Below are 22,680 nucleotides of genomic sequence, written 5' to 3'. Positions count from 1 at the left end.
AAGGATGAAAAGGAGAAAAAAGAGCGTGCAAAAGGAAAAAGAAAGAGAGAAAAGGCCGAAAGGATGATCAAAAGCAAGCCAAAGGAGGATGAAAGGAAGATAAAAGGATGATCAAAAGCAAGCCAAAGGAGGATGAAAGGAGGATGAAAAGAGAATGAAAGGAGGATGCTCCTCTGCGAACGCCACCGAAAGATTACGACACGCCTCCCCCAAAACTACACGTTTGTTTTCAACAGCAAGGATGTTTGGTGCAAACACGCGAATCTCAGCGCATTTACATAACCACCTACTATTCAACGCCTTACATCAGCAAGCGCACCTTCAATCCCCTACATTCCACGTTACACGTTGCGGTTAGGCATGTTTCGCACCCCGGAACATGCCTAACCGCACGACGAAAGACGCCCGATCGAGGCGAGGATGGGCATCTTTCGCAACGCGATACATGGCCTATCGCAACGCGCAGCTCCGTTTGGCCAGCCGCGAACGCGCAAAAAAGGGATTTTCGCTCGCTGGTTTGAACAAAAACACGACACAACATATAAGCCCAAAAACGCAACAACAATAACGCTAATTACCCTAAGCCCACCCTATTTAGGTTAGACCATAACAAAAAGAAGGTAACTATTACTATTTGACCTTGCTGTATTTCTATAATTGATTTATTATCATCAGCAGGGATGAATTCTGGTCATAAAACAATTTTCCGTGCCAACACCCGACTCGTTACACGATCAAGTATTGACACGGAAATATTTTTACCTGTTAGGCCCCAATGTTAGTTCCATCCTTGTTTGCAAGGATATTCACGGCTTGTTTATCGCCTGCCGCGCCTCATCATTCTTTGGAAGGCTTGGCGATGGAATTTCTCATCGGCTCGTATAATCTTGAGCACAACACCTGCTGGCAATACCTTGCAGAACTTCTTGTGGTATTCAAGTTGCAGTTCCTTCATCTCCAAGTCGACGAGGTCGCACTCCCTGATGGCTTTTGCGGCGGCCTTATTGTCGCGCGTATCGACATGCTGGTAATAGCGCATCTTGTTGAACAACATGCGTTGCTTCTTTTGCATTTCCCGATAGAGGGGGAAGAACTTTGCAGCCTGATATGGGTTCAGGCCAGCTTCCGTGGTGATGAACTGTTCCAAGTCGGCCTCAAAGCGTGCTGGGTCGAACTTTTTGGGCCTTTCTTGCGCTTGCGTCTGCAAAGCCACAAGGGCCACCACCATAATGAATATCAATCGTCTAACTATCTGTTTCATTTTCACCTCTTGTCGTATGTTACTTAATGTCGGCCATGTATGCGTACATGTCGTTTGAGTCGAGCATAGCGTAGTCGGCCAGCGCGTCGGCCGAAGAGTAGGAAGATGTGACGGGGACCTCCGCCTCTGCCACGTGCTTCTCCCCCGTGTCACTCGTCTCGTGGTGGAGATAAGCGCCCAGTCCTACCAATCCGATGCAAACGCTTGCTGCCGCGGTAGCCACAACCTTGCGATAACGCCTCCAAAACGAAGGCTTGATATTGCAGATGACGGCCGTCTGCCCATTGTCGGCTGCAGGCAGACTGTCCATCATGCGGGCGGTAAAGTTGTCGAAATACCCGTCGGGCACCTTGAAAGGCGCCTTCCGCCCAAATGTAGCTTCTATATATTTCTCTTCCTTTTCCATATTACTGCTTTTATCTATATGACGTTTACAAACCGAAAAAGTTTAAATTACTCCATAAATTATTCATTTCCTTGCCGTAATGGCTCAATCATGGCTATGGAAGAATTCCTCTATCTTTTTCACCGCATGGTGATAGCTTGCCTTGAGCGCCCCCTCTGTGGTATCGAGCACCTTGCTCATCTCCGAATATTTCATCTCATCGTAATAGCGCAAGGTAAAGACCGTTCGTTGCACATCGGGCAGCGAGGCAATGGCCTGTTGCAGTTGGGCAGCTGTGGCGTCGCCATCAAAATACTCGTCGGCCATAAGTTGTGCCGCCACCGTTGGGTGCTCTTCTGTGCTCACCTGTTGTTCGTTCCTTTGCTTTCTGATTAGGTCGAGCGCCTCGTTGATGGCTATGCGATAGAGCCATGTGGAGAGTTTCGCCTTTCCCTGGAACGCACCCAAATGGGTCCAAGCCTTCATCAGGGAGTTTTGCAACACATCGTCGGCATCCTCATGGGTCAGCACGATATGGCGAATCTTCCAATACAAAGGTTCGCTATATGTGCGGACAATCACCGAAAAAGCCTCACGTTGCGTTTTCGGGTTCCTCAGCATACTGATGATTTTCTCTTCGCTATACTCTTCCACGGGTTATGCCGCAATGTTCTACATGAATGAACTGATTCGTTGCCAAATGGGCGCGTCGAAGCCATACACGTCGCGAAATGTGTCCCATCCTCCCCCATCGTGGGGATACAACGTATAATATAAGACGAAGACAGGCACCTGGGGTTTAATCCTCACCTGCCCCACCAACATCTTTTTGTTGAGCGTATCGAGCACCTCCTGCTGCTGTTCGGTAAGCAACTGGCGGTCCTTTCCCAATACCGACACGTCTGCGTTGATGGAATAGTTGATCTTCTCGAACATCTCGGGGCTCTGCTCCTTGAGCAAGAATCTCGCCAGTTGGAATGGCTTTTCCAGTCGAACGCACCCATGACTGATGTCGCGTTCGTCCCTTCCGAACACGGTACGGTTGGGCGTGTCGTGCAGATAGATGGAGAGATTGTTGTCGAAACGGAAGATGATTCTTCCCAACGAGTTGCCGGCGCCTCCCTCCTGCACCACCATGTATTCGCCACTAAGCAACATGTCGCGGCTTACGCGTTCCACCTGAACCACCTTTCCCGTGCGCCGTTCTCGGATAAAATATCTGTGGGAGGCGAACCAGGGTGCGCTCCCCGCATGATGCACGATGCTGCTCTTCACGATGCTCTTTGGCACGATCCATTGCGGGTTGACATCCACGCGCTTCAGGGCGCTCACCAGCAATGGCGTCTTCGTTTTCAGGCTGCCACACACCATACGCATCGTAAGCGTTTCCTCCTCGTCCTTTGCCACGAGGTGGAACGACGGAATGTTCACCATGACATATCGCTTATGCAGATAAGGCTCGTCGGACAATCGCCACCTACATCGCTCCATGTTGACCATGATAAGTTGGCGGCCATACAAGTGCGCCGAGTCGCCATGGAGCATGTGTTTCAACCTGTGGTACAAGGGGTTGCTCGGTTCCACCTCATCCATAAACGCCCCTACGCTATCGCTACGCACCTTCTGAAACGCCATCTGGTAGAAATGGTTGTCGGGGCTCTCCGTCTTCACGTCATACAACGTGCGGTAGGACACCCGGATGGTGTCGCCATCATGTGGGTCGAGACGGTTGTAGACCGTTCTCGGGTTGACGAATCCAAAGCGTTGCCCCACCACATAGCGCAGATAGGCCCGCGTCAGGTTGTATTCCAATCGGCCCAACACCTTGCTGGCCTGGTTGTCGTGCCCGTCGAATTGGAGCGTGCGCATCCTTTGCAGGTCGGCCGCAATTTCCTCCACGCGAAACCTCTTGGGCGAGAAGCCCATGGCCTCCACCTTTCCGATGTGGTCCAGCAAGCTGTCGGCGCGTTGGTCCACGCCAAAACGGCCGATCCAAACGAACCGGCCTTTGTCGTGATAATAATTTCTGATGAATCGGTCAGCTTGGCAAACCACCTTGTCTGCAAGCATGAGCTGTTCGATCTCGGCATAAACCTTATGTGACCGAACGACATAATAGCCTACCCTGAGCGAGTCGTAATCGCTCAAAGCAAGGTCTTTGTAGGGATTGCTTCTTTCCGAGCAACTGGCCACTAAGCATGCCAACGCAACGAAAGCCAATCCCCTAAGGGCCAGAAACACGTTCCAGCCCGTTATTATCGAATGGAGATTTTCCGAACGGTTTTGCCAACCTTTACGATATAACATCCTTTCGGCAGATTGAGATTGTAATTCTTATCAGCTCCATCGACCTTCACACTCATCACTCTGACGCCCGTAACGTTGTAAATGTAGAGCGTCTGCCCAGAGGCCCCCGTGACATGCAACACACCCTCGCTGCTGATGGAAATGCCCACCTGCTGCGTCTCGTTGTCGATGATCTCGATGGCCGACGCTGCCTTTGCGGTTTGCGGCAGCACGCCCATGGACAAGGCGAGAAATGAAACAAAAAGTATTCTTTTAATCATACGCGTAATCTATAATGGTCTTTGCGCCCTTCTTTCGCCAGGCGCCTCTCCTTTTGTTCTTTTCGATACAAGATGCCACACGCCCTTAGCCCCACCTTGCGAGGCGTAACAACAATATGCCATCTCTCCTATGCAAAGATATAGTATTTCGAAGAAAAAAAACGCCGAGCGCTAATCTTTTGTCACTTCGTTAAGATAAATTAACCATGCGTGCACAATAAATCGGGAAACACGCGCCATCAGAGGCGTATGACCTGCCCCTCCTGTCCCAAGAGGGTGTTGGAGAACACCTTTTTCGCTTCTATGAGCAGCACCTTCTCATCCTCATAGCGTGAGCTGTAATGGCCGAGCACCAGTTTGCCCACATGCGCGTCGCGTGCCACCATAGCGGCCTGGCGCGCCGTGGAATGGTAATAGAGCCGGGCGCGTCCCTCGTTGGGCGTGTCGTAGGTCGACTCGTGGTAGAGCACGTCGACGCCCTCCACCATCCGATGCAAGGCGGGCATGTAGCGCGTGTCGCTGCAATAGGCATAGGCGCGCGCCTTCTCGGCCGGTGTTGTCAGGCGCGCGTTGGGAATAACGTCGCCCTCCTCTGTGGTCCAATCGGCGCCATTCTTGATGTTGTTGATGTAGCAAACCGGAATGTGGTAGAAGTCGATCATGTCGCGCTTGATATGCGGCAGCGTGGGTTTCTCCCGGAAAAGATAGCCACAGCAAGCGATGCGATGGTCGAGCGGTATGCTACTAACCGTCAGACTCTTATCCTCATACACCACCTGGCATTTTGTTGTGTCGACGGCATGAAACACCACCTCGTATTCCAGTCCCTGACAGAACATTTCCATCTGGGCCTTCAGCATCGGTCCGAGCTCTCCTGGGGCGTACACGTGGAGCGGACTGGTGCGTCCCAACATGCCGAAGGTGGAGATCAGACCCATGAGCCCGAAGCAATGGTCGCCATGGAGGTGTGAGATGAAAACCGACTGTATGCGTGTGAATCCAATGCGCGATTTCCGCAGTTGCACCTGTGTTCCCTCGCCACAATCCACCATCATGAGTTTGCCCCTCACCTCCACGACCTGCGATGAGGTGTGGTGCTTCAGCGTGGGCAAGGCGCTTCCACACCCGAGAATATGAATCTTAAACGGTTCCATGCACAAATGAGATGTCTACGCGTCTTTCTTGACACGTTTGTAAACGAAGATGCCGTCGTGGTTCTCGAGATAGAGCGAGTCGGCGCTCAGCTGGTCGATGTCGAACGTGTCGCGGTTGAGCAGGAGCTGTCCGTTCAGGATTTTCCACTCCGTCCAGGGATTCGACTCTGCCGTTACATTCGACTTGATGAGCCCTCCCTCCAAGATCTCAAAGTTCTTGTCGAGGCTGGTCCATTTTCCCTGGAGCGTGGTGAGGTTGATGACCTTCGTGGCCACGCGTTCCCCATCGCGATCGGTAGCTCCAATGACTGCCAGGCGGTCGCCCACGAGCAATCCGCCCTGCACGCACGACCTACCCTCCTCATCTTCCTGGATGATATAGGTAACCGAGTCGCCCGCATCGGTAATCAGTTCCACGGTGTGCATGGCCGTTCCTTCGCCACACACGCCATACACCGTGCTGTCGGCAACCGTGTCGCCCACCATCAGCGTGGAATCCTCGCCTTGGGCCTTTTGGCCCTTCGATTGGCATCCTGTGACACACCATGAGGCCATGGCCAGCAGGACAAACGCAAATGTCAATTTTTTCATAATTCGCAATTATTTGTTTTCTTTCGCTTTCGCCTCGTCCCACAGCGCATCGAGCTCGGCGAGGGTCATATCCTTCATTTCTCTGCCCATCTCCTTCGTTTTCCGCTCCACATAGCCGAACCGTCTGATGAACTTTTGGTTTGTGCTTTCCAGCGCGTTGTCGGGGTTCAGGTGGTAGAGCCGTGCCGCGTTGATGATGCTGAAGAGGAAATCGCCCAGCTCCTTGGCCGAGCGCTCTTGGTCGCCCTTTCTCAGTTCGGCCTCAAACTCATCGAGCTCCTCGCGCACCTTGAGCCACACATCCTCCTTCTTCTGCCAGTCGAAGCCCACGTTGCGGGCCTTGTCTTGTATGCGATACGCCTTGATGAGCGAGGGCAACGAGGCAGGCACTCCCGAGAGCACCGACTTGTTTCCATGTCGCTCCCGTTGCTTTCGCTGTTCCCACGTGCTCTCCACCTGCGTTGCCGTTGTGGGGTTGGGTGTGTTGGCGTTCTGCTCGTCGGCGTAGACCACCTGTCCTCGGTCGTTGATGACCAGTTCGGAGCTCGACACCGTCCATGCCGGGCATCCCGCCATCGTCGTGTCGGGTCCCCAGTCGATGAAGTCGTGCCGGAACATCAGCTTGTCGCTTTGGGTGTCGCAAACGTCGGCCACGTCGAAACGGCCTTCCTCCTCACCCAGCATGGAATAGAAAACAACATGCTCCATGAGGTCGCCCAACTCCTTCTTCACCTCCTCCAGGTTGCCACACGCCAAGGCGTCGGCCAACTCAAAGACCTCCTCTATGGAGTAAGGGCGCAAGCTTTCAAAAGTTTGTTTCCTATCCCATGGACAATCTTTTCGCAAACGGTCCTGCACATCCAGCAACCGTCCGAAAGCCTGAAGCTTTTCTTCTCTCGTATGCATAAAAACCAATTAATTTGGTGCAAAGATAATGGTTTTAGGTGGAAAAGTATTAATTTTGCATCGTTTTATTAGATAATAAGGTATAAAAGAACGATAAAATCACATGGAATTAGCAAGTAAGTACGACCCCAAGGTAGTGGAGTCTAAATGGTACCAGTACTGGCTTGACAACAAGCTCTTCAGTTCTAAACCCGATGGCCGCGAGCCCTACACGGTGGTTATTCCCCCACCCAACGTAACGGGTGTGCTTCACATGGGCCACATGCTGAACAACACGTTGCAGGACATCCTGGTGCGCCGCGCCCGCATGGAGGGCAAGAACGCTTGTTGGGTGCCCGGCACCGACCACGCCTCCATCGCCACGGAGGCGAAGGTGGTAGGCCGCCTGGCCGAGCAAGGCATCAAGAAGACCGACCTCACCCGCGAGCAGTTTCTGGAGCACGCCTGGGACTGGACGCGCGAGCACGGCGGCATCATCCTCAAGCAGCTTCGCCACCTGGGTTGCTCATGCGACTGGGACCGCACATCGTTCACCATGGACGACATTCGTTCCAAGAGCGTCATCCACGTCTTCGTAGACCTGTACCGCAAGGGTTACATCTACCGTGGCGTGCGCATGGTGAACTGGGACCCGCAGGCCAAGACGGCGCTCTCCGACGAGGAGGTGGTTTACAAGGAGGAGCACTCCAAGCTCTACTACCTCAAATACTACGTGGCTCCTGAGGACCAGGCTTCCGTGAAGCGCCTCGACGAGGGCAACGTGATGCACCAGGACAGCAAGGGCTACTACGCCGTGGTGGCCACCACACGCCCTGAGACCATCATGGGCGACTCGGCCATGTGCATCAACCCTGAGGATGTGAAGAACACATGGCTCAAGGGCAAGCGCGTCATCGTGCCGTTGGTGAACCGTTGCATCCCCGTCATCGAAGACTCATACGTCGACATCCAGTTTGGTACGGGTTGCCTGAAGGTTACTCCCGCCCACGACGTCAACGACCACATGCTGGGCCTGAAGCACAACCTGGAGACCATCGACATCTTCAACGACAACGGCACGCTCTCTGAGGCCGCCGGCTTATATGTGGGCCAGGACCGCATGGATGTGCGCAAGCAGATCGCCATCGACCTTGAGCAGGCCCAACTGATGGAGAAGGTGGAAGACTACGACAACAAGGTGGGCTTCTCCGAGCGCACCAATGTGCCCATCGAGCCGAAGCTCTCCACCCAGTGGTTCCTGAAGATGCAGCACTTTGCCGACATCGCCCTCGACCCTGTGATGAGCGACGAGGTGGAGTTTTACCCCAAGAAATACAAGAACACGTATCGCTATTGGCTTGAGAACATCAAGGACTGGTGCATCTCGCGCCAGCTGTGGTGGGGCCACCGCATCCCGGCCTACTACTTCGCTACGACCGACGGCAAGCGCGACTTCGTGGTGGCCGAGACGGCCGAGGAGGCCCAGGCCATGGCACAGGAGAAGAACCCTGCGCTGACCGCCGCCGATCTGGAGCAGGAGTCCGACTGCCTCGACACGTGGTTCTCAAGCTGGCTTTGGCCTATCTCGCTGTTCAACGGCATCCTCGACCCCAACAACGAGGAGATCAACTACTATTATCCCACCTCCGACCTGGTGACGGGTCCCGACATCATCTTCTTCTGGGTGGCCCGCATGATCATGGCCGGCTATGAGTATCGCGGCAAGATGCCGTTCCGCCATGTTTACTTCACAGGTATCGTGCGCGACAAGCTGGGACGCAAGATGTCGAAGAGTCTTGGCAACTCGCCCGACCCCCTGGAGCTCATCGACAAGTATGGCGCCGATGGCGTGCGCATGGGCATGATGCTCGCCGCCCCTGCCGGCAACGACATCCTGTTCGACGAGACGCTCTGCGAGCAGGGCCGCAACTTCAACAACAAGATCTGGAACGCGTTCCGACTGGTGGAAGGCTGGAAGACGGCCGCCATCGAGCAGCCCGCCACAGCCAAGACAGCCGTGGAGTGGTTTGCCGCCAAACTGAAGGAGACGGCCAAGACGCTCGACGAACAGTTTAAGACCTACCGCATCTCTGAGGCGCTGATGACCGTTTACCGCCTCTTCTGGGACGAGTTCTCCGCATGGTACCTGGAGATGGTGAAGCCCGCCTACATCGACGGCCAGGCGCAGCCCATCGACAAGGCCACCTACGAGGCTACGCTCCACTTCTTCGAGACCTTGCTCCAGATGCTCCATCCGTTCATGCCGTTCATCACCGAGGAGCTGTGGCAGCACCTTGGCGAGCGTAAGGAGGGCGAGAGCATCATGACCTCACAGCTCCATATTGGCGAGCCCACCAGCGACGACGAGAAGTTGTGCGCCGCCGTGGAGAACGTGAAGCTCATCGTGGCTGGCGTGAGATCGGTTCGCAGCCAGAAGCAGATCGCTCCGAAGAAGGAGCTCGAGCTGCAGGTCGTGGGCACCAACAGCTACGCCGCCTTTGCCGACATCATCGTGAAGATGGCCAACCTCAAGGCTTTCACCACGGTGGAGAGCAAGGCCGCCGACGCCAGCGCCTTCATGGTCGACACCGACGAGTTTGCCGTTCCTGTGGGCGACCTCATCGACGTGGATGCCGAGATAGCCAAGCTCGAGAAGGACTTGGAGCACCTGCAGGGCTTCCTGACGGGTGTGAAGAAGAAGCTCTCTAACGACAACTTCGTGGCCCACGCTCCCGAGGCCGTGGTGGAGCGCGAGCGCAAGAAGCAGAGCGACGCCGAGGAGAAGATTGCCGCCATTCAGGAGAGCCTCAACGCCCTGAAGAACAAGTAAAAATCCCCGATTATAAGCATCACACCATAAGGCCCTCCGCCACCCCTTGCCCACAAGCGAGGAGCGACGGAGGACTTTTGTTTTGTGTGGGTCATCCAACATTTCGAGAGCTATCACCCCTTCTGCCGGTGGGGCTTCGCCGAGTATCGTGTTCTTAGACCCCAAGGGCCATCGCCGTAGGCTGCAGGCCGACCCATGCGACATGTGGAACCACCTTATTGTAACATGTAACATGTAACAATGTAACAATGTAACACATTATCCTCGGATAAGACAGGCGGCACTCGATTTGCACTAACTTTGAATACATGAAGAAAATACTATTCCTACACGGTTTCTTCGCCACAGGCAGTTGCCCGATGGCGCTGGCCTTGAAAGAGGCTTTCGAGGGAAGGGCCATGGTGCTCACTCCCGACCTCCCACTCCATCCCAAGGAGGCCCTGAAGGCCATTCGCTCCCTTGTCTACAAGGAGCACCCCGACCTGCTTGTCGGCAACAGTTGCGGAGCGTTTCTCGCCCAGATGCTGGCGCCTGTGGTGGGCGTTCCGGCCCTGCTTGGCAATCCTTACTTCAAGATGACAGAGTTTCTGAAGGAGCGCATCGGCGAGCATGAGTATAAGGCGCCACGAAGAGACGGCAACCAGCGGCTGGTGATCAACGAGGCCCTGATTGCGGAGTTTGCGGAGCTCGAGGCCGTGCAGTTTGATGGCTGCACACCTTATTATAAGGAACGCGTGTGGGGACTGTTTGGCGACCGCGACACGCTGGCCCACTTCTGCCCGCTCTTCCTGGAACATTACCGCCACGCCTTCCATTTCCCTGGCGGCCACACGCCTACCCAAGAGGAGGTAAAGACCTGGTACGCGCCCCTTGCCGCGAAGATGATGAGGGAATATTCGGAAAAAGAAGAAAAAGAGGAAAAAGAGAAAAAAGAGGAATAACAAATGAGCAGGATAAAGGAAGAACAGCAGGTGGTGGAGCAGATGGTACGGCTCTATTGCCGAAAGAAGGAGGGCCATAAGGACCTGTGCCCTGGGTGCCAAGAGTTGCTACAGTATGCCACGGCAAGACTGGAACGCTGCAAGCATGGCGAGAACAAGCCCACTTGCAAGAAGTGTCCCATCCATTGCTATCGCCCCCAGATGCGGGAGCGCATGCGCGAAGTGATGCGCTGGGCGGGGCCGAGAATGATTTTGTACCACCCCGTTGCCGCCATCAAGCATATCCTAAGAGAATTATAGCGTATGGCTTGTTGGATTATCCAACACAACTGCCAATAATGGCAGATTATAGATAACGAAACAAACAGACAAAACACACAGATGGAAACCGAAAGATTTTTACTACGCCATTGGCAGGAATCGGATGCGGAGGCACTCTACAAGTATGCCTCCGACCCCGACGTGGGGCCTCGCGCGGGATGGCCGGCACATAAGTCGGTTGAGGAAAGCAGGGAGGTCATACGCACATTCTTCCATAACCACACCACGTGGGCCATTGTGTTGAAAGCAACGGGCGAGGCCATCGGCTGCATCGGCTACTACACCCAAGCCACCAGCAACATCCCCATCGGCAAGAACGACTGCGAGGTGGGCTACTGGATAGGAAAGCCCTATTGGAACCAAGGCATCTGCACAGAGGCTCTGAGGCTGATGCTCGACCATTGCATCCGCGTGAAGCGTTTCGAAAACATCTGGGCCGACCATTTCACGGGCAACCCCGCATCGGGGAGGGTCATGCAGAAATGCGGCTTTGCCGACACGGGCATGCTGAACCAATGCAGCCAGCTCGTGGGAGGCGACAAGGATATGGTCAAGGTGTTTAAGTACAAAGGATAAAAAACAGTAAATATCATGACAAAAATAAAAAAGGAATCGAGAGCCATGGATAGCGGGTGGGCATTGGAGGTAATGCACAAGGCCCCCTACATAACCGTTAGCTTTATCGACCACAACGGGCGCCCCTACGGCTTACCTCTTTCGCTCGCATCCGACGACGACGCCAACTGGTATTTCCATGGCGCCTTGGAGGGCAAGAAGCTGGAGGCCATCAAGGCCCATCCCGAGGTGTGCCTCTCCGCCGTAACCCGTTGCGCGCCTACGGTGGGCCCGAAGGACGGCAGCTTCACCCTGCAATACAAGTCGGCCGTGGCGTTCGGACGGGCCGAGGTGGTGACCAACGAGGCAGAGAAGACCCATGCCCTCCGCCTGATTTGCCAACGCTTCCTACCCCATCACATGGCCGCCTTCGAGCCGAGCGTAGCCCGCTCCTTGGGGCGCACGGCCGTGGTGCGCATCACGCTGACCGAACCGCCCACCGGCAAGCGCAAGCAGTATGACAAGGAAGGCGTGGAGATGAAATATGGCAGGATGAAATAATACCGGTTCTTCTGGATCACCTGCAAAAGTGTGTGGCTACGCATAAATTATAGTGAGCCAAAAAAGGAAGAACTTTCTGTCAATAATACTTCTCAATTGTGCTCTGAATTGCTTGATTTTAGCGTTGAGCAATTCAGCGGCAGCATTTGTAGAGCGATGGACAGCAATAAAAAAATATAAGTTTTAGTGGAATCAAACAATAATTGCCATTTTTGTATGCGGATATCCAATATGAATATTTCGACACAAAAATGGCAATTATTACTAAAAAAATCCGAAGTCTGTTACCTTACAAAGAAGGTTTCGACCATCGAACACAATTGTTTGTCAGTTAAATTATCAATACCTACTTTATCAATCAATGCATATTCTTCTTTCTTGTTGGTAATCACGAATTTGCGTTCTTTTCCTTCCACTTCACATAAAAGGTGATAGTTACCCTAGTACGCCTTTTCTACACGCACATTCTCAAAAATAGCATCACCAATTCTGAACGAAACATTCTTTCTTTGTTCTAACAATCCCCACTCTGCCAGATGATTGTTAAGGGTGGTTTCTACAGCACCTATCCAACGCTGACTAACTTCGCATTCTTCTGCAAAGAGTCTGAATTGGCGAATGGCAGAAGCAACTTCACCTATGACGGTTTCTGCCTTTCTGATACCGTTATCTTTGCCAAGAGCCAAAGCATCTTCAAGAGTCTGACCTTGAAGTTTACCCTGCATCATCAGACAATGCATCTTCTCAGGAAGGAAACCACCGACATTGAAGATATAAGTCATATCGTATGCCGGAGAAAGTTGCCATTGACCGCTTTCATCCATCAGGAACGAGAAGTTCTTGTTGTGATCATCAGTATTGTTGGCAAGAATATTGAATACCATTCTGCGAAAGACTTCTTCCTGCGTGCTTTCCGGTAGGCGCATCTTGCGACAAACCATCAGCAACGTTTCATAGCTGTCGGCATCAGGATATAGAGCTGCCAATGTCTGCATGTGCAATTTGCGTTCTTCATCACGATCAAAACGATGTGTAATGAAATGCTTCTGACCTTCCACCTCTATAATCTTGCAAGGCATCATGTTTATACCTGCAGCCATGGCCATTTTATAGTAAGCCATTTCCAATTCTGCTGACGAGCGTTCAGGATCGCCAAACTTCAGTATGCAATAATCAAAGCCCTTGTGACCGGCAATCTGTCCGCTTCTGATTTCTCCCGTTTCCGGATTTATCGCTATGATAGCCTTAGGTTGGCGACCACCTGCCGATGTTCCGACAGCTATCAACGACTGCATGGTCAGCGATTCGTCAGGCATCAGTCTTACATTCTCACGCTCAACGAATATTCTCTGGGCCAGATCTGCCAATGCCTTCATATTCAGCTTTTCCGACTTTCTGATGCCAGATGATTCGGGTATAAACTCCAAAGCCCCCATACCTCGCTTACCTATAAACGACAGAATTTCAAGAGGTGTAATTTCCTGATTGCGAATGCCATTTTGTATGCGCCAACACTCAAACACCTGGTTACCCCAAGCGTCAGGCAAAGAGTCTGCGAGAAAAGGAGGCAGTTTGCGGTAAAGCTTTGTTTCCCTGTCACCCATGATAGGACGTCGGCTGGCAGGTGACTTGACAGAAGCCACAAGTGGGAACGGATCAAGTCTTCCGCCAAGGAAAGCTGGATTATACTCGAAAAACGAAACACCTCTCCTTGCATCCCAGGACAAGCGACCGATTTCCTTGTCCCAAAGCATTATTTTCAAAGAACTTGCTATCATGACTTCTTATGTCTAATTCGTTGAACTTTCTTTTCTTCCTTCAAGAGGTATGCAGATGGCGGTAAATCCGGCATCAGTTCGTCAAGTGCATCTATCAGACCGATTGCCTTCAGCAGCAAAAGAAAGGTGCCGAGCGACACATTGCCCGATGTACCATTCTCAAACTTATGAATGGTAGTGATTGTAATACCCGATTGTTCAGATACCTCTTTCTGCGTCATATTGCTACGCAGACGGTAATCCTTGAATCTTGCACCAAGAAGTTTTACCAATTCCGGTATAGAATATTCGTAATAATCAATCATAATTAGCTATTTTAATTTATACCACAATATAAGTTAGACTAATAACATAGCGTTATATTATATTCCGCTTATATTTATAAATGCAAAAATACTCATTCCTTTTCAAAATCCATCAATTAGCTTGAAGAAAATCTGATTTTTGCATTCTTTTTAACCTTTTTGCAAGGAAGGAAGAACTCAAAAGTAACAAAAAAGCGACCCGAAGGCCGCTCGTTATAAAGAGAAGGATTTACTTATCCTTCTTGGTCTTAGTTCTCTGAGATACTGGAGATTCCTCCTTCTCTTCTGCTTCATAGAACTTGGTTGCCACGAGTATTACTCGGCTATGCTTGACACCTTCTGCATTCTGCCATTCCTCAGGCTTGAAGTAGCCCTCTACAGTAAGGAGTGCTCCCTTGACTAAGCGGTCGAACGACGAGGCATTCTCGTTCTTGCGCCATGCCTCTTCATTCACGAAGGCCGTGGTTCGCATCACGCTGACCGAACCGCCCACCGGCAAGCGCAAGCAGTATGACAAGGAGGGCGTGGAGATGAAATATGGCAGGATGGAATAAAGAGGCGATTGCTCCTTCTATGTTGCATTATAAAACAAAGAATTTATGACTTCACTTCAAGAAAGACTGTTCGCCATGCAGGATAAGCAGTATGCTGCTTTCCAAGCCAAACTGACACCAGGAGTGCCTATGGAAAGATAGTGCAAACTGAAGGCATCCAGAAAGCCATCGAGAGCTACAGAATCTCGCCCGAGCAGAAGGAATATCTGCGGACATTGAAGATGAAATAAAAGGAAAAAATTCGGAAAAGGCGAATAACCATACATCGGAGAAAGAGACTTTTCATTATCCCGTACAAAAGTACCACAATTAGCTACATTTGTGGTATTTTTGTACTAAAATAGCTACAAAACTGTTGAAAGGTATTAAAAAAAGGGTGGATTTCAAAAGATTTCCGTACAAAAGTACCACAATCAAAAACATTTCCATATTCTTTACGGTCCATCAGCCCCGAATTCCCCCAAAAAGTATTACCTTTGTAGGAAACAGGCACAAGCCTGCAAATGGAGCAAGCTCCATTACAAGCAATTGAATTGAAACAAAAACCTCATTATTAACAACTACAAGCCCACTTTACATGGCACGTTTCGCTACCTACTACATAAGATACAATGAAGAGCTGGCTCCTTACGATTGGGAGGACAGGCAAGAGCACTTGTCTGCGCTCTTCTCACAAGACAACAGCATCACGTTCGGCGAGGGCGTTCCTTCTGACGAACAAAAGAAAAACGGCTTTCACTATGCCAAGATATTCAATCATCGCGTATATCATTTAAAGTGCAACCCCAGAATCATTGTAATGCAATTTGCCAACTCTATCGACATTCCTCTTGAAAGCAAGTTTGAGCAGAGCGTGGTGAAGGACGAGCCATCGCTCTTTGTCATCATCGACAACCGCAAGGACATACGCACCGTGGCAATACAAAATCGCCGCAAGGCTTTCAGCGCGCCAAAAAGGGTAGCGCAAATCATGGAAGACATAATAACCAGGACGCTCTTCAATGACCATTGCTACTCAGCGGAGATTCTGCCCGAGTACTACCCAGCAGACCTTTTCAAGGCATGGCAGGAACAACAGAAACACGCACAATCCTTGCGGTTTTCTTCATCAGAGGAGATGACGTATGACGAGATAATGCAAAGTGTGGAGAAACTGAAAGACAAGGATTTTTATGACAATTCGCTCATGCCCTCGTTGTTGCAATTGGCCCTTGAAGCAAAGAAGGCAAAATACAAGCATAAGTTCACCGTTATGCCAGAGGATAAAAAGACGGCATTAAATGTGGATAAAACCACAACATTCATGAAGAATCTCGTCACGCTGGCACGCGCTACAAAAGAGCCCGTTGAGCTCGTCACGAAGGAAGGTGCCGTGTTCAAATGTTTTGTTGAGCCAGAAGATGACAGTACTGATAAAATCGTACATCATAATTTGGACGACTCGTGGTTGGAGATGCTGTTCAAAGGCAAGAAGAAAGATGGCTCGAAGGCAGAAAGTGAGGATATGGCAAAGGCAGAGGCCGCAGTTGTGGAATTGCTCAACAGCATAAAGCACATGTCGGAGGACATCGAGAAAAAGGAGGACGCAGCATGAGCGATATTATAGTGCATCTGGAAAAAGGGCAGATAAGGCAGGAGCGGCGTAAGTTGTTGCGGAACGACGTATACGTCTTGTTCCATGAGTTTCTAAGGCAAAAGCACGAAGACGGGCTGACGGGGTTGTCGCAGGTAGAAGTGTTTCTGGCGGCAGAACGGCTCGCCAGGCTGCTTCTTGAGCTGCCAAACGTCGTGGAGGGCATAGACGACGAGCTGGACGACTTGGAAGATGAGGCCGAGGGTGTTAACGACGCCATACTTGTCAGCATGATGGCGGCAGCCATTATCTGTGCCGTGAAAAAACGCCATGCCAAGTTCGACTGGCAAGCCGCCACGCAAAGCATATTTGCCCGTTGGAACGATCACCCGCTGTTCTTCCCCATGCTGCAAGCCGCAGCACATAAGGAGGAGGAGCGATGGATGGAGGGGACAAAGACCAATTTGCTTACATGTGAGCTGACCCTCATCGAGCAAAACAAGGAGGGAGAAGAAGCCGTGGAAGAGGTATTCCAGTACTTTGTGGATTTTTCTAAAAATGCAAGTGAACACACTATTAAGGAGAACCTTCTTGTACTGAACAAATACAACAACGACCATGGAGGCAAATATACTTTCTATATTGATGAGCTATATGAGAAACTTGGCATAAAGAGCAGGCCACAGGTATACATCGCGGAACAACACAACGCAAATTGCAACCAGTTTATGGGCGATGTAAACCACCCCAAATTTTTAACACAAAAAGATGATGAAACAAATTGATCAAGAAACAGGCGACTTGCTGCCCACCAACAGTCGAAAGCCTACATACATCAAGGAGCAACACAACTACGGCTGTCAGCAGTTTTTTGGGAACATTTCAGGCAGCACCTTCATAATGCCTTCGGCTCCTACAGCCGGAAGCAACACCCACAGAAAGGTAAAGCAACAAAAGAAGGCCGAAACAAGCAACAATAAGCCTTTGACCATAAAATACTACAAACACGGCAACAACCATTTGCTGCAGAAACAAAGGAGCAGGGTCGATATATTATACAAAAAATGGACCGAATGGAAATGGATAGACCCAAATACGAACCCCGACGATCTTGACACTTTTTTTGAAGGAGCGCCAAGGCATTGCAATATCACTTGGATTGCAAGCACCACCATATTGACCATTCTGCTCCAAAAGCTTCTCGAACAAAGCTATGTGGAGAAACAAACCAGATGCTCTGCCACTTCATTGGCAAAAACGCAATTTGGCAAAACGCCTAACTCGGACCGAACGCGCCTTGACGAGACCTCTAAGGATAGGATCAAACTCTCACTCATTATTCTTGACATAAGCAACCCCTTGCCCACACGAAATGATCGGAACACAGACAATGAAGATGTAAGCGACTCAGCATTATATGAGGTTTACCTTGGAAATATGCGCTCGACGAAAGGCGTATAGCATGTAAGCGATTTACACCATGTGTAAGCGTTTTTGTAAGCAGAAACATTTTTTTTGATATTATTTTTAGCTGGAAGGCTCTTGATATACAGAGCGTTTCAGCTTTTATTTTTTATGATAGCCTTGTGATGTAAGCAAATTCCCAAAAATCGCTTACAAGCCAAGCACTCTTTTCCCCATTGCCGAGGACAGAACAGACAAACTATCCCTGCCTGTCCGAGCAATATGCAAAAAAATAATATTTCAGGAGCAGGCTCTGAGCGCAACCAAGAGCCTCGCCTCGTAGGAGACATCGTCAAGGAGATGCTCTCAAGTAATTCACCATTGGCCAGCGGCTACCGCCAGCGCCAGCAGGTCTACCCCAACACCGAGCCGGGCGTCGACCTCAAGCTCCTCACACGCCAGCCTGGGCGCCTCGGCATCGGACGCTACCTCGACGGGGCGCTCACGCGCGATGCCGAGGACCACTTCCTCTTCATCGAGAACGACGCCGACAGGATGCGACGGGCCCTCGCCATGCGCAACCCGCACGTTTACGTGGGAAGCTACATCAACATCAATCGCAAGCCCGACGGAACGCTCTACCCCACCTTCTGCCGACCGCAGTTCAACGAGCGGCTCACCTTCGCTGAGTTCTGCCGCAGGGCTGCCGAGGAGCTCACGCAGGTGGCAAGCGGCTTCGCCTATGGCCTCGGAGAGGAATGAGCAGAGCTAAGTTTACGCCAATCTGGATAATACGAATCTTCCAATATTCCAAATCTTCCATATTCCAATAAGGGCATGCACATTCCAACCCCCTCTCTATAGACTATCTAACTAACTAATTATTAGATAGTTAGATATATAAAGAAGCAAAACGCACACCCTTGAAAACTAATTGGAAGAACTGGAATTGGAAGATTCCCAACACCCCCACTTCCTCTAAAAGGCTCATTATCAATTGTTTAATCATTTAACGACAAGAAGAATATGAAATACGACATCAGTAAAACCACCGCTCCGAAGATGCCAAACCTCGGTCGCGGACTCGAAAGCGTGGCACTTTTGCTCTCGCAAGTCTCAAAAGACATGCACCAGCCCATCGTTCCCATGCTTTTTCCTATCCTTGGCGCACACATAAGTGGCGCACAATTTATGTATCCCGACCTCTCGTGGAAGGAAATGAGCGGAATGATGGCCAATCTTGTGGCAGATAGTGGCGCCGGAAAGGGCCAACTGTCGAGCATCGTGGAAGCCCTCTGCCGCGACTTCCGCACCCACGACGACGAGGAGCTGGCCAAGCTCGTGGAGTGGCAGAAGATGATGAAAACCAAATCGGCCAACAAGGAGAAACCCGCACGGCCCGACGTGGCGTTCTGGTTCCCCCCTGCCGACGTAACCAACGCGGCCTTCATACAGAACGCCATGGGATGCGAGAAGCTCGGACAGCGCACACAATACCTCAACATGCCCGAGGTGGAGATGGCCGACCGTGTGTGCGGAGGCCACCGGCAAATATCGCAGATGATGCGCAACCTCTACGACCGCCAGCGGGCGGGGGCGCTCAGGGCCACGGCCGACGGCGTGACGGGCAACCCCGTGCTGCGCGCCAACATCACCATCTCGTCAACGCCATTCGCCGCACGCAAGTTCTACAAGAACGAGCTCTTCAACGGCACCTTCGGACGCATGGTGTTCTCCTACAAGCCCCGGCAGGGGCGCGACGGACGCATACCGCGCCAAGGAAAGTATGGCAACGAGTTCTACCTGAAGCTCGACGAGTTCCTCGCGCGACTCGCCATCTGCAAGGGCCAGTTCACCATCAAGCAGCTCAACCGGCTCATCGACCAGCTCGCCGCCGACATGGCCTCGCTCGCCGACCTCGCCGACGACGACACCCTGTGGGACATATCCAAGCGCGCCCTCGTATCGGCATGGAAGGCCGGATGCATCCTCTGGGCGCTCAACAACCAAACGTGGACCAAGCCCATGGCCTCGCTCGTGGAATGGCTCGTCTACCACGACATCTGGTCGAAGATGCAGGTCTTTGCCGACATGCTCGGGCAGGACGAGAGCAGCCTAAGCGAGGCGGGCCGACGCGGACCGAAGAACCTGCTCGACGATCTGCCCGACGCGTTCAACGAGGCCCAGCTGGAGGCCCTCCGCATCTCGCTCGGCAAGACAAAAGAGGGCACGAAGAATCAGATATACAAATGGGTGTTCCGCAAGTTCATCGTCCACTCCACCCAGACCGGACTCTACACCAAGACCCCTGAGTATCTCACGGGCAAAGCCTAACGGGTGGGCGCGATGTGCCAACCCCTCACGTTGGGGGGAGGGCGCATCGCCCACTTTCATCAACCACAACAACGACAACCACCATGGACCATTTCGAAATAACCCGGCTCCGCCAACTCCCCATAGAGGGAGTGGCCCAGCGCATCGGACTGCACGTCTCTCGGCACAAGAGCCTCTGCCCCTTCCACGACGACCACCACGCCAGCCTGTCGTTCAACACGCGCTCCAACACCTACCGATGCTTCGCATGCGACGCACACGGCGGCACCATCGACCTCGTGATGCGACACCTCGGCAAATCGTTCCCCGACGCCTGCCGATGGCTCGCCAACAGCCACAACGTCATCCTCAACGAGTGGAAGCCCACCACGCAGGCCGCCGAGAGCCAACCGCCCACATTCGACGCCACACGCTACGAGCCCTTCTTCGAGCACCCCTGGCTCTCCCAAGAGGCACGCCGCTTCCTATTCGACGAGCGAAGGCTCAGCCCAGCCGTCGTGCGATGGTGCCGCCTCACCTCATGGACCGACAGGCTGCAAACCCATTGGCTGCAAATTCCCTATTACGACGCCAACGGAAAGCTGATTGGCATGCAGAACCGAAACCTCGACTTCAACAAGGAGGACGGCAACCTCCGCAACGTGCCGCGCTTCAGGTTTCCCTACGGCGCACGATGCTCCATCTACAACCTGCCCGTAACGGCCATGCTCCAACAAGGCGAGCCGCTCTACATCACCGAGGGCTGCTCCGACTGCTGGGCCATGCTCTCGGCAGGGCACAAGGCCCTAGCCATACCATCGGCCACCCTCCTCAGCAGGGCCGACACCAAGCTGCTCAGGGCGCTGGCTACCGAGAGGCAAACCACCTTCCACATGTACCCCGACCGCGACGCACCCGGAGAGAGGCTCTTCATGCAGCTAAAGGCTGCCTTGCCCTCGTTGGAACACCACCAGCTGCCGCCCACCTGCAAAGACTTTGCCGACTATTACCTGGCCACCGTCTCGACCAACAGCCAACCACCAACGCCCACCAATGGGCTAACATGTACCACAAAAAACCAAAAGCAACCATGAACAAATTCGTTATCCGACCCTACACCAAGAAGGAGCTCGCCCTACTCTACTTCCCCTACGTAACCGACTCGCACGCGGCGGTAAACCGACTCATGGCCTGGATAAACCGTTGCCAACCCTTGCTGTCGGCGCTCCATGCCGCGGGCTACCGCAAGACCACCAAGGTGCTCTCGCCACGAGAGGTGACCCTCATCGTAGACCACTTGGGCGAGCCATAAAACCATAACAAAGGGCTGCAATCATATCGAATCCCGAATCGCATCGAATCAAAATCGCATCGAATCAAAATCGCATCGAATCAAAATCGAACCCCAATCGCATCGAATCGTATCAAATCGCATCGAAACGTATAGAAACGTATGATTGCCAACGCCCTTTGTTATACCTTTGCACATGTAAAACCCACCAACCCATTAAACACCACAGCCCCATGACACCACCACACACCGCCACCCATCGCCACCCGTATGACTCCAGCGCCCACCGTTCGCCACCTCTCACCTCGCCTCGGATCAGAGCAGCACACGTTAACGGGCATTAACGGGAACACGAAACTACACGTCGCACAGGCGCCGAGCCGAGAACGCCCAACAAACCCAACTTTCAGGACACAACCCATCAGTCGGCAGAGTCTCCCCGAGCCTCGCGTATGTCTACGACAAATCTCGAGAGATTGCAAACACCTCTGGTGTTTAGGAGACGAACACGAATCTACCGAATCTACCGAATGACAATCAACGCTAATATCCGGTGGTCATTACCTCCCGTTGGTCGGTGGGGCTACGCCGGGTCTCGTGAGATAACAAACGCCAGAGGCGTTTCTCTCAGCCGTCATTCGTAAGATTCGAGAGATTCGTGTTCTAAAAAAAAAGACATCGCAGAGCCACGTGTTCTAAATAAAACAACAAGCCATGAGCATCAAGTTCAAACCCACACAGATAGCCATGCCGCAAAGCCCCAACTACGGCAAGTGGTACGCCAAGATGGTGCCCACGGGCACGATAACCAGCAAGCAGCTGGCAGAGGAGGTGTCGCACGCCTCGACCGTCACCCAGTCGGACATGCTCGCCGTGCTCTGGTCGATCGCCGAGGTGATACGCCGCCACCTGCTCAACTCCGAGATCGTGCACGTCGACGGCCTGGGGTCGCTCCGGGTGGGCTTCCGCGCCCGCGCCAAGGACAGTCCCAACGACGTGGTGGCCGACGACATACACGGCCTGCGCATCGTGATGACCCCCGAGCGCACCTTCCAGCAAACAGGCGTGAGCCACAAGCAGGGACGCACGGGCCACTACACCGGAGAGCTCATACGCGGCGTGGAGCTGGCCAACATCAACGCGCCAACGGAGAAAAAAAGCTACAGGTAAGAAGAAACCATCATTCAGGATAACACCCTTCCCCGCACGCCCCCGTCGGGAGATTCGTCCGCAGGCGCGGCCACTCGGCAAGGAAGAACAACAAATAGTTTTCTTACGCTCAGACGCGGTAACAACGAATTACCCGAATTTTCGAATTTTTTCAAATTGCGTTAGCCAAAATTCGTTCAAATTGGGAATCGTAAAACGATTACATCAATTCGCTTTCTATGTTAAAATCCAAATATTTTGA

General features: G+C 52.3%; 24 protein-coding genes and 2 pseudogenes. 14 read left to right on the top strand and 12 right to left on the bottom strand.

What is annotated here, in order from left to right; genetic code table 11:
* Positions 1–817: 817 nt before the first annotated feature.
* The 8 genes from WKK33_RS07200 to WKK33_RS07165 all read right to left on the bottom strand — a co-directional run bounded on the left by WKK33_RS07200 (position 818) and on the right by WKK33_RS07165 (position 6,864).
* A complete protein-coding gene (locus WKK33_RS07200) occupies positions 818–1,261 on the bottom strand; it encodes a hypothetical protein (protein ID WP_337933129.1) in 444 nt (147 codons plus the stop codon).
* 19 nt (positions 1,262–1,280) lie between these two features.
* Positions 1,281–1,667 carry a hypothetical protein gene (locus WKK33_RS07195; RefSeq protein ID WP_337933128.1) on the bottom strand — a complete coding sequence of 129 codons (387 nt, stop codon included), beginning with the start codon at positions 1,665–1,667 and terminating at the stop codon, positions 1,281–1,283.
* 84 nt (positions 1,668–1,751) lie between these two features.
* Complete coding sequence (locus tag WKK33_RS07190; protein ID WP_337933130.1) at positions 1,752–2,267, bottom strand: sigma-70 family RNA polymerase sigma factor; 516 nt, start codon at positions 2,265–2,267, stop codon at positions 1,752–1,754.
* A 51-nt stretch (positions 2,268–2,318) separates the two neighbouring features.
* On the bottom strand, positions 2,319–3,794 hold the full coding sequence (locus tag WKK33_RS07185; protein WP_337933127.1) for a L,D-transpeptidase family protein: 1,476 nt from the start codon (positions 3,792–3,794) through the stop codon (positions 2,319–2,321).
* A 107-nt stretch (positions 3,795–3,901) separates the two neighbouring features.
* The gene (locus WKK33_RS07180) at positions 3,902–4,213 is read right to left on the bottom strand and encodes a T9SS type A sorting domain-containing protein (RefSeq protein WP_337469498.1); all 312 of its coding nucleotides are present in this window, start codon (positions 4,211–4,213) and stop codon (positions 3,902–3,904) included.
* Between the two features lie 239 nt (positions 4,214–4,452).
* Positions 4,453–5,367: a ribonuclease Z gene (locus WKK33_RS07175; protein WP_287769678.1), complete on the bottom strand. Its 915-nt coding sequence runs from the start codon at positions 5,365–5,367 to the stop codon at positions 4,453–4,455.
* A gap of 15 nt (positions 5,368–5,382) precedes the next feature.
* Positions 5,383–5,958 carry a lipocalin family protein gene (locus WKK33_RS07170; RefSeq protein ID WP_215759843.1) on the bottom strand — a complete coding sequence of 192 codons (576 nt, stop codon included), beginning with the start codon at positions 5,956–5,958 and terminating at the stop codon, positions 5,383–5,385.
* Positions 5,959–5,967: 9 nt separating this feature from the next.
* Entirely contained in the window at positions 5,968–6,864 is an 897-nt protein-coding gene (locus WKK33_RS07165; protein ID WP_287769682.1) for a nucleoside triphosphate pyrophosphohydrolase, read from the bottom strand.
* 103 nt (positions 6,865–6,967) lie between these two features.
* Here WKK33_RS07165 and WKK33_RS07160 point away from each other — a divergent pair, with 103 nt between their 5' ends.
* From WKK33_RS07160 to WKK33_RS07140, 5 genes are all read left to right on the top strand, one after another.
* Positions 6,968–9,673 carry a valine--tRNA ligase gene (locus WKK33_RS07160; protein ID WP_337933125.1) on the top strand — a complete coding sequence of 902 codons (2,706 nt, stop codon included), beginning with the start codon at positions 6,968–6,970 and terminating at the stop codon, positions 9,671–9,673.
* A 308-nt stretch (positions 9,674–9,981) separates the two neighbouring features.
* Positions 9,982–10,614 (top strand): YqiA/YcfP family alpha/beta fold hydrolase, encoded by a 633-nt coding sequence (locus WKK33_RS07155; RefSeq protein ID WP_337933123.1) that lies wholly within the window; start codon positions 9,982–9,984, stop codon positions 10,612–10,614.
* Positions 10,615–10,617: 3 nt separating this feature from the next.
* Positions 10,618–10,914: a nitrous oxide-stimulated promoter family protein gene (locus WKK33_RS07150; protein ID WP_337571126.1), complete on the top strand. Its 297-nt coding sequence runs from the start codon at positions 10,618–10,620 to the stop codon at positions 10,912–10,914.
* 81 nt (positions 10,915–10,995) lie between these two features.
* Positions 10,996–11,511: a GNAT family N-acetyltransferase gene (locus WKK33_RS07145; RefSeq protein WP_337933121.1), complete on the top strand. Its 516-nt coding sequence runs from the start codon at positions 10,996–10,998 to the stop codon at positions 11,509–11,511.
* Between the two features lie 15 nt (positions 11,512–11,526).
* On the top strand, positions 11,527–12,051 hold the full coding sequence (locus WKK33_RS07140; protein WP_337933120.1) for a pyridoxamine 5'-phosphate oxidase family protein: 525 nt from the start codon (positions 11,527–11,529) through the stop codon (positions 12,049–12,051).
* A 36-nt stretch (positions 12,052–12,087) separates the two neighbouring features.
* On the opposite strand, the pseudogene WKK33_RS07135 reads toward WKK33_RS07140, so the two are convergent.
* The 4 genes and pseudogenes from WKK33_RS07135 to WKK33_RS07120 all read right to left on the bottom strand — a co-directional run.
* A pseudogene (locus tag WKK33_RS07135) lies at positions 12,088–12,231 on the bottom strand (transposase); the annotation flags it as partial.
* A gap of 260 nt (positions 12,232–12,491) precedes the next feature.
* The gene (locus WKK33_RS07130; RefSeq protein WP_337933118.1) at positions 12,492–13,829 is read right to left on the bottom strand and encodes a type II toxin-antitoxin system HipA family toxin; all 1,338 of its coding nucleotides are present in this window, start codon (positions 13,827–13,829) and stop codon (positions 12,492–12,494) included.
* On the bottom strand, positions 13,826–14,134 hold the full coding sequence (locus WKK33_RS07125; protein WP_308591751.1) for a helix-turn-helix transcriptional regulator: 309 nt from the start codon (positions 14,132–14,134) through the stop codon (positions 13,826–13,828). The genes WKK33_RS07130 and WKK33_RS07125 overlap by 4 nt, the downstream gene beginning before the upstream one ends.
* Positions 14,135–14,363: 229 nt before the next feature.
* Positions 14,364–14,603 (bottom strand): annotated as a pseudogene (locus tag WKK33_RS07120) (single-stranded DNA-binding protein); the annotation flags it as partial.
* On the opposite strand from WKK33_RS07120, the gene WKK33_RS07115 reads away from it, so the two are divergent.
* The 9 genes from WKK33_RS07115 to WKK33_RS07075 all read left to right on the top strand — a co-directional run bounded on the left by WKK33_RS07115 (position 14,530) and on the right by WKK33_RS07075 (position 22,439).
* A complete protein-coding gene (locus WKK33_RS07115; protein WP_337933132.1) occupies positions 14,530–14,688 on the top strand; it encodes a hypothetical protein in 159 nt (52 codons plus the stop codon). The pseudogene WKK33_RS07120 and the gene WKK33_RS07115 overlap by 74 nt on opposite strands.
* Positions 14,689–15,265: 577 nt before the next feature.
* Positions 15,266–16,282 (top strand): hypothetical protein, encoded by a 1,017-nt coding sequence (locus WKK33_RS07110; protein ID WP_287769259.1) that lies wholly within the window; start codon positions 15,266–15,268, stop codon positions 16,280–16,282.
* Complete coding sequence (locus tag WKK33_RS07105; RefSeq protein ID WP_337933115.1) at positions 16,279–17,046, top strand: hypothetical protein; 768 nt, start codon at positions 16,279–16,281, stop codon at positions 17,044–17,046. The genes WKK33_RS07110 and WKK33_RS07105 overlap by 4 nt, the downstream gene beginning before the upstream one ends.
* Positions 17,030–17,722: a hypothetical protein gene (locus tag WKK33_RS07100; protein WP_337570867.1), complete on the top strand. Its 693-nt coding sequence runs from the start codon at positions 17,030–17,032 to the stop codon at positions 17,720–17,722. The genes WKK33_RS07105 and WKK33_RS07100 overlap by 17 nt, the downstream gene beginning before the upstream one ends.
* 225 nt (positions 17,723–17,947) lie before the next feature.
* Complete coding sequence (locus tag WKK33_RS07095; protein WP_337933113.1) at positions 17,948–18,427, top strand: hypothetical protein; 480 nt, start codon at positions 17,948–17,950, stop codon at positions 18,425–18,427.
* 264 nt (positions 18,428–18,691) lie between these two features.
* Positions 18,692–19,999 (top strand): hypothetical protein, encoded by a 1,308-nt coding sequence (locus tag WKK33_RS07090; RefSeq protein WP_337933112.1) that lies wholly within the window; start codon positions 18,692–18,694, stop codon positions 19,997–19,999.
* Between the two features lie 83 nt (positions 20,000–20,082).
* The gene (locus WKK33_RS07085) at positions 20,083–21,072 is read left to right on the top strand and encodes a CHC2 zinc finger domain-containing protein (protein WP_337933111.1); all 990 of its coding nucleotides are present in this window, start codon (positions 20,083–20,085) and stop codon (positions 21,070–21,072) included.
* A complete protein-coding gene (locus WKK33_RS07080; RefSeq protein ID WP_215760915.1) occupies positions 21,069–21,290 on the top strand; it encodes a DUF4248 domain-containing protein in 222 nt (73 codons plus the stop codon). Before WKK33_RS07085 ends, WKK33_RS07080 begins: the two co-directional genes overlap by 4 nt.
* 693 nt (positions 21,291–21,983) lie before the next feature.
* Positions 21,984–22,439: an HU family DNA-binding protein gene (locus tag WKK33_RS07075; RefSeq protein WP_337469463.1), complete on the top strand. Its 456-nt coding sequence runs from the start codon at positions 21,984–21,986 to the stop codon at positions 22,437–22,439.
* The last annotated feature ends 241 nt before the right edge of the window (positions 22,440–22,680 follow it).

It is taken from the genome of Hallella sp., assembly GCF_037460745.1.
GTDB classification, from domain to species: Bacteria; Bacteroidota; Bacteroidia; order Bacteroidales; family Bacteroidaceae; genus Prevotella; species Prevotella faecis.
This window is presented reverse-complemented; position numbering and strand designations above follow the sequence as displayed.

Excerpts from the sequence above, each read along its gene's own strand:
- WKK33_RS07200 (WP_337933129.1), bottom strand. The coding sequence starts at position 1,261 with ATGAAACAGATAGTTAGACGATTGATATTCATTATGGTGGTGGCCCTT.
- WKK33_RS07195 (WP_337933128.1), bottom strand. The coding sequence starts at position 1,667 with ATGGAAAAGGAAGAGAAATATATAGAAGCTACATTTGGGCGGAAGGCG.
- WKK33_RS07190 (WP_337933130.1), bottom strand. The coding sequence starts at position 2,267 with ATGCTGAGGAACCCGAAAACGCAACGTGAGGCTTTTTCGGTGATTGTC.
- WKK33_RS07180 (WP_337469498.1), bottom strand. The coding sequence starts at position 4,213 with ATGATTAAAAGAATACTTTTTGTTTCATTTCTCGCCTTGTCCATGGGC.
- WKK33_RS07175 (WP_287769678.1), bottom strand. The coding sequence starts at position 5,367 with ATGGAACCGTTTAAGATTCATATTCTCGGGTGTGGAAGCGCCTTGCCC.
- WKK33_RS07170 (WP_215759843.1), bottom strand. The coding sequence starts at position 5,958 with ATGAAAAAATTGACATTTGCGTTTGTCCTGCTGGCCATGGCCTCATGG.
- WKK33_RS07165 (WP_287769682.1), bottom strand. The coding sequence starts at position 6,864 with ATGCATACGAGAGAAGAAAAGCTTCAGGCTTTCGGACGGTTGCTGGAT.
- WKK33_RS07160 (WP_337933125.1), top strand. The coding sequence starts at position 6,968 with ATGGAATTAGCAAGTAAGTACGACCCCAAGGTAGTGGAGTCTAAATGG.
- WKK33_RS07155 (WP_337933123.1), top strand. The coding sequence starts at position 9,982 with ATGAAGAAAATACTATTCCTACACGGTTTCTTCGCCACAGGCAGTTGC.
- WKK33_RS07150 (WP_337571126.1), top strand. The coding sequence starts at position 10,618 with ATGAGCAGGATAAAGGAAGAACAGCAGGTGGTGGAGCAGATGGTACGG.
- WKK33_RS07145 (WP_337933121.1), top strand. The coding sequence starts at position 10,996 with ATGGAAACCGAAAGATTTTTACTACGCCATTGGCAGGAATCGGATGCG.
- WKK33_RS07140 (WP_337933120.1), top strand. The coding sequence starts at position 11,527 with ATGACAAAAATAAAAAAGGAATCGAGAGCCATGGATAGCGGGTGGGCA.
- WKK33_RS07130 (WP_337933118.1), bottom strand. The coding sequence starts at position 13,829 with ATGATAGCAAGTTCTTTGAAAATAATGCTTTGGGACAAGGAAATCGGT.
- WKK33_RS07125 (WP_308591751.1), bottom strand. The coding sequence starts at position 14,134 with ATGATTGATTATTACGAATATTCTATACCGGAATTGGTAAAACTTCTT.
- WKK33_RS07110 (WP_287769259.1), top strand. The coding sequence starts at position 15,266 with ATGGCACGTTTCGCTACCTACTACATAAGATACAATGAAGAGCTGGCT.
- WKK33_RS07105 (WP_337933115.1), top strand. The coding sequence starts at position 16,279 with ATGAGCGATATTATAGTGCATCTGGAAAAAGGGCAGATAAGGCAGGAG.
- WKK33_RS07100 (WP_337570867.1), top strand. The coding sequence starts at position 17,030 with ATGATGAAACAAATTGATCAAGAAACAGGCGACTTGCTGCCCACCAAC.
- WKK33_RS07095 (WP_337933113.1), top strand. The coding sequence starts at position 17,948 with ATGCAAAAAAATAATATTTCAGGAGCAGGCTCTGAGCGCAACCAAGAG.
- WKK33_RS07090 (WP_337933112.1), top strand. The coding sequence starts at position 18,692 with ATGAAATACGACATCAGTAAAACCACCGCTCCGAAGATGCCAAACCTC.
- WKK33_RS07085 (WP_337933111.1), top strand. The coding sequence starts at position 20,083 with ATGGACCATTTCGAAATAACCCGGCTCCGCCAACTCCCCATAGAGGGA.
- WKK33_RS07080 (WP_215760915.1), top strand. The coding sequence starts at position 21,069 with ATGAACAAATTCGTTATCCGACCCTACACCAAGAAGGAGCTCGCCCTA.
- WKK33_RS07075 (WP_337469463.1), top strand. The coding sequence starts at position 21,984 with ATGAGCATCAAGTTCAAACCCACACAGATAGCCATGCCGCAAAGCCCC.